Here is a 12269-nt window from a genome sequence, read left to right as displayed (position 1 = left end):
TGAATTATATCTTAAAAGGAGAAATCAAAATGGCAGTACCTGCACGTCGCACCTCAAAAGCGAAGAAAAACAAACGTCGTACACACTACAAAGTAACAGCTCCATCTGTAAACTTTGACGAAACTACTGGAGATTACTCACGTTCTCACCGCGTATCACTTAAAGGATACTACAAAGGACGTAAAATCGCTAAAGCTGCATCAGCTGAATAATAGAAGGGAGATACCATGCGCGTAAATATCACACTTGAACACAAAGAATCTGGTGAACGCTTGTACCTTACTTCTAAAAACAAACGTAACACTCCAGACCGTCTTCAATTGAAGAAATACTCACCAAAACTTCGCAAACACGTTGTGTTTACAGAGGTTAAATAAGGGTTCACTACACGTCAGTAGACTTTAGAAACCTTGATTTAAAGCAATTCTTGAATTTCGAAATTTCACTACATTGCGATATGAATCAATCGAATCACTACCTTTTTCACTACCTTTTATGTAATAAGAAACTGATTCGTTTATTTAAAAAGAAGAGGAACTTTAGTGTCAAGCTCCTCTTTTTTATTTGCTCTTTTACTTACAAATCGTAAGACCTGGTTTGGAAAGTATGAATTTCAGTTGGACTAAAAACAGCGTAATATCAAGACTTTTCTCCGCTTTTATAAAAGCGTTTTTCCAATCAAATTCAACTAATTTTATCTAAATGGTGTGGATTTTACCCCCAAAATTACAGAGAATGGAGCTGATAAACACTAAACGTTCACACCATTAGTTAAATGATTTTTTTCATCATTTTTCTTAGATGATAGAACTTCTAATTTATTTCTTATTCAAGCAAAAACAACCTGCTATAAGTAAGAAAGAGGAAGATACAAGAAAAACACGGCGTAAAAACCGATTCAGTTCATTGTCCTCAATCCTTGTCTGCTTCATTTTCTTTTACGAGATCGTTTTGTGAATCTTTTTCAGAGAGTTTTTGATCAATATACTTGTCAATGTTTTCATAAAATTCCTTGGTCGCTTCACTATCTAATGTTGGCGAGTTCTGAACTTGATTCACTTTCAATTGAACAGATTGAATACCGTAAGAGGCTTGTTTTTGGTGGAGTGTTTCTAATTCTTCTTCTGAAATCGGATCTCCAACAACCGTCAAGACCAATTCATTGTTACTTGACTTGTAGACTTGATTAATAACCGTATAATTGGCGAACTCTTTTCCTACAAACTGTTTGATCCCTTCTTTGCGCGCTTGTTCTATTGTCAGAGTAACTGCCGAATAGCTAGCTGGAAGAATCAACAATACAATCAAAGAAATCAAGCCAATTCTCATTTTAATGCTCAGCTCTTTAAATGAAGTTAAAGGAGATTTTCTCATCAAAATTCTTGTTCCAACAATGTTGGCTAGCATGATAAAGACACAGTTGATCAAGAAAAGATAGAGAGCCCCCAATAAAAATCGTACATTCCCATTAGCTAAACCATAGCCAGCAGTACAGATAGGCGGCATCAAAGCTGTAGCAATGGCTACTCCTGGCACGATATTGTTTGCTTCTTTTTTCCTTGAACCGATCACACCAGCAATCCCACCAGCAATAGCAATGAGAACATCCCAAATGGTTGGAGAGGTTCGTGCGATCAACTCGCTACTTGCATAAGACAAGGGAGAAATCCAGAAATACAGAGTCGAGACAAGCAAACTGACCAACACTTGAGTCAATAAAACCTCTAGAGATTGCTTGATTAAACGCGTATCAAAAATAGCTAAACCGAATCCCAGTCCAACAATCGGTGTCATGAGAGGTGAAATTAACATGGCTCCAATAATAACAGCTGTTGAATTCATATTTAGACCGATAGAGGCAATAAAAATTGCACACATCAAAATCGCTGTATCTCTCAATCGAACATGAAGGTCATCGTATAATTTCTCACGGTATTCCCGTGTTGAATAATTGGCAGTCATTTGTCCTCTCCTCTTTCCTTATTTAAATCGGTATAATAATTAATAATAACAGCTGATAAACAGCCAAAAAATATGAGCCCATAAATCGTCAAGAAGACACTGGTAATCCTTCCAATCAAGGTCACAGCTAGGAGATCCCCGTAGCCGACAGTCGTCGAAGTCACAAAAGCATACCAAAGACCGTCTCCGTAATTTGTGATAGCAGGTTCAACTAGGAAAAGCACGCCTCCTGACCCAAAAACAAAGGTCACAAAACTCAGAGCAAACCGAGTAAAACCCGTAACCTGTATAATATGCCATAACATTTTTAAACGTCTCATTTGTTCTCCTTATTCATACTAGCTCCTGACCGAGCCGTTTTTTCCAATAATCAAAGTGAAGATAGGACATGATCTCCATCAGAGAAAGATAGACAAACTGATAGATCTGATTTAAGCTGATCATCAACTGATATTGTTTGAAAAATGACTGGAAGAAAGACCAGATATGACTGTCTTGAATCAGTCCCTTCTTAACATCAGACAGGATATTAGCTAAAGCTCCCAAGGACTGAAACGGTAAATCCTTGACATTTATATAGATCCGGTCCACCACATCATTCAGACTGGTATCTTGGATGGCATGAAATTCTCCAAAGAGAACTCCTGCCGCTCCAAGAGTAGAAACAAATTCCACCAAATAATTTCTGAGGAAATTTTCTCAACCTTTTCCCATAATGTGTTTAGTGCCATCCATAACGATCCCAACCAGAAAAAGGAAAGAAAATAAGCAAAGAAATTTTGCCGTAAATCCCAAAAAGCTTGAAGACTTGGTGTCGTTGGTTTTTCTAACTCTAAAATCAAAATGGTCATAATAATTGCTAGAACAGCATCTGTCAATGCAATTAATCTATCTTTCTTCATCAGATTGCATCCCCTTTCTTTTTTGTAACATTCTATCTTATCGCATAATATTGGATATTCTTTCATAATCCGACTACAAACAAAAATAAACCAAAAAGTCTGTCCCTATTATGCTATATTTAACTCTAGAAGTATTCATCCATCTAATTAATAAATATATCATATTTCACAATAAATGACTACTATCAAAGATACATTTTCTTTCAGATTTCTCCCTTTTAAACTTGGCTAACTTGACCTGCATTACCTAGGTCGCTTTGCTTTAAATTATACTTTTTTCTTAAAGATTTGCTACGAGTAGTCTTTCATGTGAGTAATTTTTATCAAAAAATTTCATAGATAAGTCCTATATATAATCATGATAAAGTAGTAAAAATAGTTGTTATCCTAGTTGATTAAAAAAGTCTTTGATTTCCTCATCTTTTATAAAATAATATATAATTTTCCCCTCTCTTCTAGTATCCAAGATGTTTTGATTGGCTAGTTTACGAAGATGGTGGGAGGCAGATGCCATACTGAGATTTAGTAAACAGGCTATATCACAGACACAGAGTTCTTCAACAGCAAGGAGATAAAAGATGATATTTATCTGTTTATTATCGGTAAACTTTGATAAAATACGAAGTGATTTTTGGACTTTTTCCTTTTCAAGGTAGTTCGTTGCGGTTGTAACATTTTGCTGATTTATAATATTCACTTGGCAGATACTATCTTTTTTCATAATTTTTTCTCCTAGCCGAACACAGTCCTTAGCATGTTAAAGCTGTTGTTTTCAATCAGGATATACATCCCCAGTCCTAAATAAACAACGGCAATAAACCATCTGCTATATTTTTCCAAAGTTTCTCCAACAGAAGGGACTTGTGCCAATTTTTGGGCAGAAAAAACCAAGAGATAAATCATGACTAGAAAGGTAAGTAAAGCCACTATCAAATTCGCTAAATTTAAGGTAATAAAATATGGGACAAAAACACCAATATTGTCAGCACCACAACTTGCAAAAGTAATCATAGCGACTAGAAAAATCAGGTTTTTATTATCTTTGCGCAAACCATCTTTTGCAATAGCTTCTCCATCAGAATCTCCTAAAAGCAAAACTTTGAGTCCTAGGAAAATTGGAATCAAACCGAGCAAACCTAAAATCTCTTTACTAGGAATATAATTTAAGACAAATGCAAAAAGTAAACTTAGCAATATTAGACTAACAGAGCCTAGAAATTGTCCTAAATAGATGTTAATGATGTCTTTTCTGCTTTTTCTTTTGGCAAAAAATAACATTAGGATAATAAGTAAGTCTACGGCTGTCCCAGAATACAGGATTATTGAAGTAACAACATTTTGAACCATAAAGCACCTCATTCAAATATATTTTTGAATGTATTTTAACATTAAACTTTGTAGATGTCAACTTCAGCTCCATCAAAATATAGATAAGAAGGTAGTGTCCCAAACATTAAAAAGCCCTGCCATCGAAATGATAGCAGGGCTTAACTTCAATATCCAGATGATATATTTATCTAAAAAAGGTAGAGTAAAAGGTAGAGTTTTTATTGATTTGTAGTGCGATATAATGAGTTTCCAAAAATCAAAAATCGCTTAAAATCAATATTTTGACATCTATTGACGTGTACTGAAACCCTTACTTAACCTCTGTAAGGATATAATTACGGTACCAGTATATCATAAATAATAACAAAATCTTGACTTTCCGAAAAATAAGTATTTTCCGGAAAAATATCGAAATTAAATCAAAACTAAAAATATCTCATACATTTGAACTGCACCCCAAAAGTTAGACAGAAAAAATCTAACTTTTGGGGTGCAGTTCATCAAAGGTGCTTTTCATTTTAAAAAACTTGTGGAAAAACTTCATCCCATATATCTACTAAGCTTTTCCCGTCAAATACTTTAGCTTCCATAGCTTCATCAATTGTATCAAACTGCTGACCTTCATAATCATAACCAACTACACATATACTCGATAAAAAGCAAGCACCTCGGCTATTATAATTAAATTCAAGATCTTTGTCTAAATATTTTTTAATTTCATCCTTTTTCATATAGGACCATCCCAACTAAAACAATCTCAACAAACAAGATTTTTTCCTTAGATTCTATTCCCACTACTAGCTTTCTATGATGCTGACGATTTCATCTTCAAAATATTCATAAAGAGTTCCATCAACATCTACCAGCAAGGAGTCAATCTCCTCGTCATTGTCAGAGGCGTCACAATAGTCTTCTACAAATCCTCTAACTACCGCGCCATTTTTTAACGTGATAATTACATCTGTACGGTTAAATTTCCAGAGTGTCATTTAAATATTCCTTTCAATATTGGCTAATTGCTTTGCTTTTTCGTAGTAAGGTGTTAAGAAATCGATAAAACCTTGTTTGTCGCTTGGATCATGTTCCTCTAAAAATATCATCAACTCAAAGTCATTGAGAGCGTCAAACATTTCAGAGTTTTCATTATCCCAAGCCTCGGAAAATTCCGCATCTTCTCCAAAAAGAGCGTTAAACGTAAAGGAAAAATCCCAAAAATTATCAATCTGACCACTGACTGTTTGCTGGAGCATGTCTAATACTTGTTGACTATAACCCATTACCCTTCCCCTCCTAATAAGAACGTTGTAGCATATTGAGCTACGTTCCAAAAATTTAACAGACAAAATCTAATTTTTGGGGTGCAGTTCATTCATCAAAGATGATTTTTATTTTAATAATACTGCACTTCAATTCCATCCATAATTTCTACTAAAGTGTTATCGTCAATTTTTAGAGAAATCAGATCAATGAATGATGATACCTGGTATTCCTTATCTCCAATCACCACTACAATATCATGAACCGAATTAGGAAAAATCCCACATACTTGACCATTATAATCAAAAGAGGCATCCCAACCATTGTCATATAACTCTTGTAAATCATCTAATATTGCCATATAAACTAAATCCTTTTCCATAGTGTTTTCTTTCAAATAAGGCAGGTAAAAGCACCTAGATTGTTCTAAGTCCTATGAGATTGTTTTAATCGAGACAATCTCACTCTCAAAGAGAGAAATTTCAGTAGCTTCATCTGGACTAGGATTAGCAATGAGAATAGTGATTTCATCTTGCTCATCATTGTCCATTTCGTCAACAAAGTCTATGACACGTCCCTTGATTATCTTATCGCAATTAGTGACTATCTGAACCCTTGATCGAAGATACTTCCAAAGCTGTTTACTCATTTATTTTCCTCTCTGCTATTTTTTCGATAGTTCTTATACTTTTTATAGTTAGTCGATAAAATCGCCTAGGTTGAACTAAGCACTAATAATTTTGATTTTCTTGATAATATCTTCAGGATATGAGCGATCACCTATAACTATTTCGTCAGGACCATCTAAATCATAACCGTCAAACCAATCAACCACCCTACCCTTGATGGAGGTCCCATCTTCTAAAATAAGGCGAACATTTTTATCAACATATTCCCATAATTTCATTAAGTTCCTTCTCTCTAACATCGGAACAATATGACCCAATATTAGTTATTTACTAATGGCTTTTAGTTCCTGTTAAAAGCATTATAGCACACCTTACTTGCTAAAGTACAACAAGCACCCCATTAGACTAACCTGCTACTTTGCTTTCTTGTAAAAATGTTGTATACTTAAGTAAATAAAGGAAGTAATCTTGTTCCCCCCTGTCTACTATGTGGTCGGAATGATGGTTACTTCTTTTTTCCCCCTTACTATCTCAATAGCCTTGTATTTAAAAGTTTTTTAGGCTATAATTAAATTAACGAATAGAGGTTTTCCATCTCCCCTTGAAACAGATCTTTCTGCGGTAGGAGGTGGGACGCCTCTATTTGTTTTTTAAGTCAAAATGATGTAAAATTAATTCAAGAAAGAAGTGTGGTTTTCCCGCCTAAAAGCTCTATAGCTGTGGGAGGGTCACGCTTCTTTTTACCTCTCAAAAGAGAACGCAAAAAAAGCCGTCTCATTCTTTGAAGCAGCAATGAAATCAATCTAGCAAATATCTAAGCAAACCCAGAAATCAACCTTTTAAGACAAAGCAAAAAGCCCACTGTTGTAGGCTTTCTGTAAGATATTTCTTAAAATTAAAGCATCTTGTTATCTTCCTATTATAAGGTATATAAAAACAGGCCTAAGCCTGCTCTGTTTTTTACCCTGTTTCTTCAAAAGTTTATTGATTATAAATAAGTAGAGAAAATATAAAGGGTAACAAAAAGGGGAATTAAATTGATGAGTTCAGTAAGCAAGTAAATTGCACCTATAATAGGTGCTTTTTATTTTAATAATACTGTACTTCTGTTTTAGACATTATTTGTGACAATTTTTGACCGTCAATGTCTAAGTTTGCTAATTCATCAAGAGAGGATACTACATATGTTTGAGACCCTATAGAGACTTGGATGTCCGTTGCAGAATTGGGTAAGATAGCACAGTCTTGCCCTTTGTAGACAAAAGAGGCGTCCCAACCGTTATCATATAACGCTTGTAAATCATCTAATATTGCCATATAAATCAAATCCTTTTCCGTAGTGTTTTCTTTCAAACAAGGCAAGCAAAAGCGCCTAGATTGTCCTAAGCGCTTAGGAAATGGTGGGACGGACATTCCCCACCTCTCAGATACCCTTTCGGGTGCGTGTGCGTCCGATATTTTTCTACTTCATTTCCTCAATAATATTATATCAAAATTTTACAAAAAAAGCACCATTCGGTGCTTTCCCATCTGAGTGTGGAGTACTTAACATACACTTAATTGCTTTAATCACAGTTCAGATGTTTAAACAGTGTACTTATACCTGTAATTCTATTTTATACCACGTGCAGACTTTTGGCAAGTAAAAACTACGGTAAATTTAAAATTATATGATTAGGGATATTTAGCAACTCTTTGACCTGTTTCTCGTAAGAATTCCAAACTCTATTAGCTAAGATGTCAGCAGCTTGTATAAGGTAGTCATTTGCTGAGATACATGACTTTGTATAGACTACGAATTCTCCCTCTAAAATTGGAGGGTAAAAACTCCCATAGTTAAAGTTATTGATACCATACTTAAACTCCTCATGGATACCCTCGCCTAAACCATACAAACCATTAGTAGCTACACCTTGCTGGTCAATATTTAGATAAAGTTCAATGTCATCGCCTTTACTTATTGTGCCCTGATCAAGTAACTTTTTAAACAATTCTTTCACTACTCTCCTTAGAGCATAGTCTTTAAATCGTTGACGTGATTTTTTATCTTTCATAACGCCTGAATGGACACGCTTTAAATTAACTGTCACAGAGAAACTAATTTCATTTCTAAGGACTTTATATAGGGCGTTTTTATGCTTTTTCTCAATGGTTGACGCCTTAAGCTCTCCCTCTATGCCCTTTTCTTTTTTTATCTTTGAATTAAGCGAGCGATACTTCTTTTTTGCAGCTGTCTTATCCTCGTTAGAAAGAAAACAAAAACCAGCATATACAAAATATTTATGATTAGAGTGGAAAACCCCAGAGTCATCTATAAAGATTGAAATTTTTTTCATCTTTTTTTCCTTATTTATTACTGCCTAGATTATACCATAATAACCTCTTAATTCTCCACTTTTCGAGAATTTTTCTACATTTTTTATTCTATAAAAACCCCTGTACCTCACCAAAACCTCACCATTAGAAAACTTCGATACCTTACCAAAACCTTACCGTTTTATGGTTCTAAAAAAGCTCTGTACCTTGCTAAAATCTTGCTATTTTTAAAGATGTTACCTTAGGGTAATCTTAGGGTTTTAACATAGGTATAAATCAATCCCCATTTACTATACCTGTTAAGTTTTCTATAGCGGCCTGTTTCGCCCGATAGATCGAGGATGTAGATTTACCTATTTCCTCAGCAACCTCCCAAGCGTCGAGATCATTCAAATAAAAAAGCCTCAGAATAGAACGCTCAAAAGAATTGATCAGCTTATCAATTAGCTCAGATACTTCCATTCTTTCCTTAGTAAGGCGTTCAATTCTCTGTAGTATATCCTCTTTTAGTTTTAGAACACTTATAAGGTTATTCTCTGCTGTATTTACCCTGCTTGTTTGTACTCTGGTAGTGCTCAGTTCTTGCTTTTTGATAATACCACTTTCTAGAGCTTCAAGCTCCAAATATAAGCTCTCTATTTCTTTATTGATCCACTTGACGCCCTCTAGTTTTTCTTTTACCTGCTCTGGTGTCATGCCTTGACCTCCTTTATGGTATAATAATATTATTGAGATTATAGCTGAGGCGGAGTGCCTTGGCTTTTTTTGTTTTAGTTAAGTCCAAAAACGGACATTACTCATAGTATTCAACGTACTCAGGATCTCCGAAAAGACTTTCTGGCAATCCACAAACATCTATTAGGCGTTGTACTACTTGTACGTCTATCATTATCTCGCCCTTTTCTGTTGTGTAATAGTATTTCTTATGTAAAGAGCCTAAATATACTCCGTTTTTATAGATTGAAAGGCTGCCATTTCTACTAGGTAAAAGGCCTGTATAACGATTATATAAACCGTGTCTCATAGCATTATTGTTTCCATACTTCGGTTGTCTATTTCCTCGATTACCTCTAGCAACTTGATTACCTGGTAAAAAACGCCCTCTAGCATCTCTCTCCATTTAGCACCCTCTCACCGTGTTCGTTTCGGAAATTATACTTCATTGGAACGCTCTAAACGCTCCGTAAACCGTTCTAAAAAGTGTACCAGGTATTTTATCGCTGATACACTTTTGACTAGTTTTACAAACTCTCAGATAGCCCTAGAGCCGTATCAAAATGATTAGAGTATGTCTCTAAAGCTGTATTCAATTCATCACTAGCTAAAACTAACATGAAAGCTAGATCACTTGCTGAACCGTTACTATCGATGATTGGAGTATCATGATAGCTCTTAGCATGTTGCTTGAATACCTTTAACAGTTCAGCTAGCCTATCCTCTTTCAGGATATAGCTAGGCAAAGCAATGTTATTAGCTGTTCCAATTTCATGTAATTTCTTAATGGCCAATGGGTTTCGCTTGTATTTCTCTAGGTAGTTTAGTAGCTCCTGTTCCGATACTTTCATAGTGCCTAACAAATTCAACTCAGCAACATTATCAGCCGTTACAGTTTCATACTCTGATTTAATTTGCTCTAGTTCTGTTTGTTCAAAGTTCTCTAGCTTAGCGAGAATATTGGCAAACTCAGTATCTGAATACTGATCGGCCTCTTTCTTAAAATTCTCCAGGCGTAGCTCAGCCTCAGACTGATATAAAACCTGATTTCGAACTTTTTCCCAAAGTTCTTTTTTCATTTTTCCATAAGCCTCAATCTTTTGTTGCTTATAAGTGCCTAGGTTGTAAATTTGTGCCTTTATTTGTTGTAGTGTCATGGTAATTCTCCTTTATTTCAATTCTAGCGCTCTTTTAGCTACTTGTTCCCAGTCCTTAGAATATAGAGCGCTAGCTTTTTTATCCCATCTCGGTCCTGTTCCTGGGGCTTTTTTATATTTTAGTAGTTCCTCTTTATTCGCAAAGAAAAACTTAAGCTGTTTATCTGAAACGAACCCTTTCCGTTTCTTGCCGTAAAACTGCATTCTTGCATACGGCGCATTATAGACTATTCTCCCATTGGCCTTAGTTAAGTTTCCTCTTAGTTCTCCAGATCGCCTAGGTATAAAACGGTGCATGTCCATAACCATCTGATTAGTAACTGCCTCTTTGGCTCTCGCTAATCCCATAGGTGTTACTTTACGCTCAATACCTTTTAAATCAATCTTGACAGATACCCCTGTTCCCAAAGTTCCTCCTTTCTCTGACTAAAACAAAAAGAGACATGACAAAGAGCAGTTAAACTCTTATATCATGCCTCTAGTTTTCTAGTCAGCAGCTAAATTTTTTCTTTTTGCCTAGTTTCCTTTTGAATGGGTTTACCATCTTGTGTTTTGATGATTAGACTACCAAACTCTGGTAACTTGGCTGAATTAATTATACCATTTTTTGAGAATAATACAAAGCCTTTATCTAACATCTTTTTAAGTTGTTCTGCATTTAGTGCCATATTAAATCTCCTCTCCCTCTGTATCCTGTTCATAGTAATTAGCAAAACCTAAACAAATACGTTTCAGGGTTTCCCCCATTGCTGTTCTACCTTGATAATCTACTGTTATAGTTCCATCTCCACTAATAATTGTTTCTGTTACTGGGCTTTCTCCAGTACCCATGAAATAACCATGAATAGCAATACTTGCCACCTCAGCTATTTTGTTTGCCTTTGCATGTTCAGTATTTTCAAATTTGTAACTGAAACGGTGTTTTTCTTTGTAGTTTGTCATTTTGATTACTCCTTTACTTTATATGAACTTATTGTAATCTCAGTAGTCCTAAAGCGTTGATATAACTGATATTTTTAACTATTCAACGCTTTTTACTACCCTTTTTAGTGTACTTTAGCTCCTTTTTGAGTTCCATTTTTGGAATGCAAAACCTCCACCTTTTAAGGGTGCACCTGCACCCAGTGCATACTTTTTTTAACCTACGTAGTTTTGAGCGACTTTATCTTTTAGGCTGCTAATTGAGTATCGTTTATCCTTGATCGTGAATGACTTGAAAAAGTTCCCCTCTAGGCCTGTTCTGACACGGCTGGCCACTCTGTCGCTATACATACTAGCGATTTCTGAGCTACTCAAGTTTGTAGTGATGATGGTTTTTTCTCTGTTGCTGAGAATATCAAAGATAAATTCTTCTTCCCAGGCAGATTTACCCTTATTGTTAGGGCTATCTGATTTTATACCTAAATCATCAAGTACCAGGTAATCAACCTCTTTTAGCATTCTTGAGTAATAGCCCTCTAGACTAGTAGGAGCGTTAAAGCTCTCTCGAACTCGTCTAAGGATTTCTGTTAGATTGACAAATAACACGCTTTTAGGCTCTCCTTTGGCCTTGTAGCCCTCGTTTATAGCCTTAGCAATAGCAACGCTTAAATGGCTTTTCCCTATGCCTGTAGATCCTGTAAATAAGGTATTTCCTGTCATACCGTCTAGGTATTTAGTCACTTGTCCTCTAGCAAACTCCAGTAATTGCTTTTCCTCGGCTGTCTCAGCTATGAAATTCTCAAAGCTAGCCTCTTTCAACTCTCTAGGGATCGTACTGTCTCGCATAAGGACATTGTAGGTTTTCAGATATGTCTCAGCATTCAAGGTATTATTAACCCCCTCTTGCTCTTGTCTATCTATTAACTCCTTTGTACATTCAGGACAAAACTCTTGTATATTCCGTTCCTTACTGCCTCTAATAGGTGTTGAAATTTGCCAAAAATTAACATGGTGCACTTCACACACCTTGTCACTAATTTTTCTGTTGTTATATTGCTCAAATTTATCTTCCATTGCTTACC

The 12269-nt window shown here is 35.5% G+C and carries 24 protein-coding genes; 3 read left to right on the top strand and 21 right to left on the bottom strand.

The genetic code is table 11. From position 1 onward, the window contains the following. The first annotated feature begins 29 nt into the window (after positions 1 to 29). Positions 30 to 212, top strand: a complete 183-nt coding sequence (rpmF, locus tag NYE79_RS00645; protein ID WP_000290417.1) for a 50S ribosomal protein L32 — start codon at positions 30 to 32, stop codon at positions 210 to 212. A 15-nt stretch (positions 213 to 227) separates the two neighbouring features. Further along, on the top strand, positions 228 to 377 hold the full coding sequence (gene rpmG / locus NYE79_RS00640) for a 50S ribosomal protein L33 (protein ID WP_001265622.1): 150 nt from the start codon (positions 228 to 230) through the stop codon (positions 375 to 377). A gap of 535 nt (positions 378 to 912) precedes the next feature. Here rpmG and NYE79_RS00635 read toward each other — a convergent pair. The 6 genes from NYE79_RS00635 to NYE79_RS00610 form a co-directional block, all read right to left on the bottom strand. After that, a complete protein-coding gene (locus NYE79_RS00635; RefSeq protein WP_000126416.1) occupies positions 913 to 1962 on the bottom strand; it encodes a DUF389 domain-containing protein in 1050 nt (349 codons plus the stop codon). Next, entirely contained in the window at positions 1959 to 2282 is a 324-nt protein-coding gene (locus NYE79_RS00630; protein WP_001253404.1) for a potassium channel family protein, read from the bottom strand. Before NYE79_RS00630 ends, NYE79_RS00635 begins: the two co-directional genes overlap by 4 nt. Positions 2283 to 2295: 13 nt before the next feature. Further along, positions 2296 to 2637: a hypothetical protein gene (locus tag NYE79_RS00625; RefSeq protein ID WP_339293729.1), complete on the bottom strand. Its 342-nt coding sequence runs from the start codon at positions 2635 to 2637 to the stop codon at positions 2296 to 2298. Beyond that, positions 2562 to 2864 carry a TMEM175 family protein gene (locus NYE79_RS00620; protein WP_025170364.1) on the bottom strand — a complete coding sequence of 101 codons (303 nt, stop codon included), beginning with the start codon at positions 2862 to 2864 and terminating at the stop codon, positions 2562 to 2564. The genes NYE79_RS00625 and NYE79_RS00620 overlap by 76 nt, the downstream gene beginning before the upstream one ends. Before the next feature lie 382 nt (positions 2865 to 3246). After that, entirely contained in the window at positions 3247 to 3585 is a 339-nt protein-coding gene (cadX, locus tag NYE79_RS00615; protein ID WP_000711083.1) for a Cd(II)/Zn(II)-sensing metalloregulatory transcriptional regulator CadX, read from the bottom strand. A gap of 11 nt (positions 3586 to 3596) precedes the next feature. Further along, on the bottom strand, positions 3597 to 4211 hold the full coding sequence (locus NYE79_RS00610) for a CadD family cadmium resistance transporter (RefSeq protein WP_000250556.1): 615 nt from the start codon (positions 4209 to 4211) through the stop codon (positions 3597 to 3599). A gap of 28 nt (positions 4212 to 4239) precedes the next feature. On the opposite strand from NYE79_RS00610, the gene NYE79_RS00605 reads away from it, so the two are divergent. Then, positions 4240 to 4425: a hypothetical protein gene (locus NYE79_RS00605; protein ID WP_009013804.1), complete on the top strand. Its 186-nt coding sequence runs from the start codon at positions 4240 to 4242 to the stop codon at positions 4423 to 4425. A 286-nt stretch (positions 4426 to 4711) separates the two neighbouring features. Here the strand turns inward: NYE79_RS00605 and NYE79_RS00600 are convergent, their stop codons facing one another. The 15 genes from NYE79_RS00600 to NYE79_RS00530 all read right to left on the bottom strand — a co-directional run bounded on the left by NYE79_RS00600 (position 4712) and on the right by NYE79_RS00530 (position 12261). Beyond that, the gene (locus NYE79_RS00600; protein WP_000710706.1) at positions 4712 to 4924 is read right to left on the bottom strand and encodes a hypothetical protein; all 213 of its coding nucleotides are present in this window, start codon (positions 4922 to 4924) and stop codon (positions 4712 to 4714) included. 66 nt (positions 4925 to 4990) lie between these two features. Continuing rightward, positions 4991 to 5182 carry a hypothetical protein gene (locus NYE79_RS00595; protein WP_000177340.1) on the bottom strand — a complete coding sequence of 64 codons (192 nt, stop codon included), beginning with the start codon at positions 5180 to 5182 and terminating at the stop codon, positions 4991 to 4993. Further along, complete coding sequence (locus NYE79_RS00590) at positions 5183 to 5470, bottom strand: hypothetical protein (RefSeq protein ID WP_000542381.1); 288 nt, start codon at positions 5468 to 5470, stop codon at positions 5183 to 5185. A 113-nt stretch (positions 5471 to 5583) separates the two neighbouring features. Further along, positions 5584 to 5811 carry a hypothetical protein gene (locus NYE79_RS00585; protein WP_009013763.1) on the bottom strand — a complete coding sequence of 76 codons (228 nt, stop codon included), beginning with the start codon at positions 5809 to 5811 and terminating at the stop codon, positions 5584 to 5586. Between the two features lie 72 nt (positions 5812 to 5883). Continuing rightward, positions 5884 to 6099 (bottom strand): hypothetical protein, encoded by a 216-nt coding sequence (locus tag NYE79_RS00580; protein WP_000043341.1) that lies wholly within the window; start codon positions 6097 to 6099, stop codon positions 5884 to 5886. 75 nt (positions 6100 to 6174) lie between these two features. Then, positions 6175 to 6357: a hypothetical protein gene (locus NYE79_RS00575; RefSeq protein ID WP_000780387.1), complete on the bottom strand. Its 183-nt coding sequence runs from the start codon at positions 6355 to 6357 to the stop codon at positions 6175 to 6177. An 811-nt stretch (positions 6358 to 7168) separates the two neighbouring features. Next, entirely contained in the window at positions 7169 to 7396 is a 228-nt protein-coding gene (locus NYE79_RS00570; protein ID WP_339293727.1) for a 16S rRNA processing protein RimM, read from the bottom strand. A 332-nt stretch (positions 7397 to 7728) separates the two neighbouring features. Next, on the bottom strand, positions 7729 to 8415 hold the full coding sequence (locus NYE79_RS00565; protein ID WP_339293726.1) for a DUF3800 domain-containing protein: 687 nt from the start codon (positions 8413 to 8415) through the stop codon (positions 7729 to 7731). 256 nt (positions 8416 to 8671) lie between these two features. Further along, the gene (locus tag NYE79_RS00560; RefSeq protein WP_247913314.1) at positions 8672 to 9091 is read right to left on the bottom strand and encodes a DUF1492 domain-containing protein; all 420 of its coding nucleotides are present in this window, start codon (positions 9089 to 9091) and stop codon (positions 8672 to 8674) included. A 97-nt stretch (positions 9092 to 9188) separates the two neighbouring features. Continuing rightward, the gene (locus NYE79_RS00555; protein ID WP_339293725.1) at positions 9189 to 9515 is read right to left on the bottom strand and encodes a hypothetical protein; all 327 of its coding nucleotides are present in this window, start codon (positions 9513 to 9515) and stop codon (positions 9189 to 9191) included. A gap of 121 nt (positions 9516 to 9636) precedes the next feature. Beyond that, entirely contained in the window at positions 9637 to 10266 is a 630-nt protein-coding gene (locus tag NYE79_RS00550; RefSeq protein ID WP_339293724.1) for a hypothetical protein, read from the bottom strand. 12 nt (positions 10267 to 10278) lie between these two features. Then, positions 10279 to 10674: a minor capsid protein gene (locus NYE79_RS00545; RefSeq protein ID WP_339293723.1), complete on the bottom strand. Its 396-nt coding sequence runs from the start codon at positions 10672 to 10674 to the stop codon at positions 10279 to 10281. Positions 10675 to 10763: 89 nt separating this feature from the next. Beyond that, a complete protein-coding gene (locus NYE79_RS00540; RefSeq protein WP_339293722.1) occupies positions 10764 to 10934 on the bottom strand; it encodes a hypothetical protein in 171 nt (56 codons plus the stop codon). Between the two features lies 1 nt (position 10935). Next, positions 10936 to 11208 (bottom strand): hypothetical protein, encoded by a 273-nt coding sequence (locus tag NYE79_RS00535; RefSeq protein WP_339293721.1) that lies wholly within the window; start codon positions 11206 to 11208, stop codon positions 10936 to 10938. A gap of 195 nt (positions 11209 to 11403) precedes the next feature. Beyond that, complete coding sequence (locus NYE79_RS00530) at positions 11404 to 12261, bottom strand: ATP-binding protein (RefSeq protein WP_339293720.1); 858 nt, start codon at positions 12259 to 12261, stop codon at positions 11404 to 11406. Positions 12262 to 12269: the final 8 nt, after the last annotated feature.

Source organism: Streptococcus sp. FSL W8-0197, from assembly GCF_037963785.1.
Classification (GTDB): Bacteria; Bacillota; Bacilli; order Lactobacillales; family Streptococcaceae; genus Streptococcus; species Streptococcus oralis_CQ.
The sequence above is the reverse complement of the archived record's forward strand: the minus strand, read 5'-3'. Positions and strand labels throughout refer to the sequence as shown.

Excerpts from the sequence above, each read along its gene's own strand:
- NYE79_RS00530 (WP_339293720.1), bottom strand. The coding sequence starts at position 12,261 with ATGGAAGATAAATTTGAGCAATATAACAACAGAAAAATTAGTGACAAG.
- NYE79_RS00535 (WP_339293721.1), bottom strand. The coding sequence starts at position 11,208 with ATGACAAACTACAAAGAAAAACACCGTTTCAGTTACAAATTTGAAAAT.
- NYE79_RS00565 (WP_339293726.1), bottom strand. The coding sequence starts at position 8,415 with ATGAAAAAAATTTCAATCTTTATAGATGACTCTGGGGTTTTCCACTCT.
- NYE79_RS00580 (WP_000043341.1), bottom strand. The coding sequence starts at position 6,099 with ATGAGTAAACAGCTTTGGAAGTATCTTCGATCAAGGGTTCAGATAGTC.
- NYE79_RS00590 (WP_000542381.1), bottom strand. The coding sequence starts at position 5,470 with ATGGGTTATAGTCAACAAGTATTAGACATGCTCCAGCAAACAGTCAGT.
- NYE79_RS00555 (WP_339293725.1), bottom strand. The coding sequence starts at position 9,515 with ATGGAGAGAGATGCTAGAGGGCGTTTTTTACCAGGTAATCAAGTTGCT.
- NYE79_RS00585 (WP_009013763.1), bottom strand. The coding sequence starts at position 5,811 with ATGGCAATATTAGATGATTTACAAGAGTTATATGACAATGGTTGGGAT.
- NYE79_RS00595 (WP_000177340.1), bottom strand. The coding sequence starts at position 5,182 with ATGACACTCTGGAAATTTAACCGTACAGATGTAATTATCACGTTAAAA.
- NYE79_RS00600 (WP_000710706.1), bottom strand. The coding sequence starts at position 4,924 with ATGAAAAAGGATGAAATTAAAAAATATTTAGACAAAGATCTTGAATTT.
- NYE79_RS00560 (WP_247913314.1), bottom strand. The coding sequence starts at position 9,091 with ATGACACCAGAGCAGGTAAAAGAAAAACTAGAGGGCGTCAAGTGGATC.
- NYE79_RS00575 (WP_000780387.1), bottom strand. The coding sequence starts at position 6,357 with ATGAAATTATGGGAATATGTTGATAAAAATGTTCGCCTTATTTTAGAA.
- rpmF (WP_000290417.1), top strand. The coding sequence starts at position 30 with ATGGCAGTACCTGCACGTCGCACCTCAAAAGCGAAGAAAAACAAACGT.
- NYE79_RS00635 (WP_000126416.1), bottom strand. The coding sequence starts at position 1,962 with ATGACTGCCAATTATTCAACACGGGAATACCGTGAGAAATTATACGAT.
- NYE79_RS00610 (WP_000250556.1), bottom strand. The coding sequence starts at position 4,211 with ATGGTTCAAAATGTTGTTACTTCAATAATCCTGTATTCTGGGACAGCC.
- NYE79_RS00630 (WP_001253404.1), bottom strand. The coding sequence starts at position 2,282 with ATGAGACGTTTAAAAATGTTATGGCATATTATACAGGTTACGGGTTTT.
- NYE79_RS00605 (WP_009013804.1), top strand. The coding sequence starts at position 4,240 with ATGTATTTTAACATTAAACTTTGTAGATGTCAACTTCAGCTCCATCAA.
- NYE79_RS00570 (WP_339293727.1), bottom strand. The coding sequence starts at position 7,396 with ATGGCAATATTAGATGATTTACAAGCGTTATATGATAACGGTTGGGAC.
- NYE79_RS00620 (WP_025170364.1), bottom strand. The coding sequence starts at position 2,864 with ATGAAGAAAGATAGATTAATTGCATTGACAGATGCTGTTCTAGCAATT.
- NYE79_RS00550 (WP_339293724.1), bottom strand. The coding sequence starts at position 10,266 with ATGACACTACAACAAATAAAGGCACAAATTTACAACCTAGGCACTTAT.
- cadX (WP_000711083.1), bottom strand. The coding sequence starts at position 3,585 with ATGAAAAAAGATAGTATCTGCCAAGTGAATATTATAAATCAGCAAAAT.
- rpmG (WP_001265622.1), top strand. The coding sequence starts at position 228 with ATGCGCGTAAATATCACACTTGAACACAAAGAATCTGGTGAACGCTTG.
- NYE79_RS00540 (WP_339293722.1), bottom strand. The coding sequence starts at position 10,934 with ATGGCACTAAATGCAGAACAACTTAAAAAGATGTTAGATAAAGGCTTT.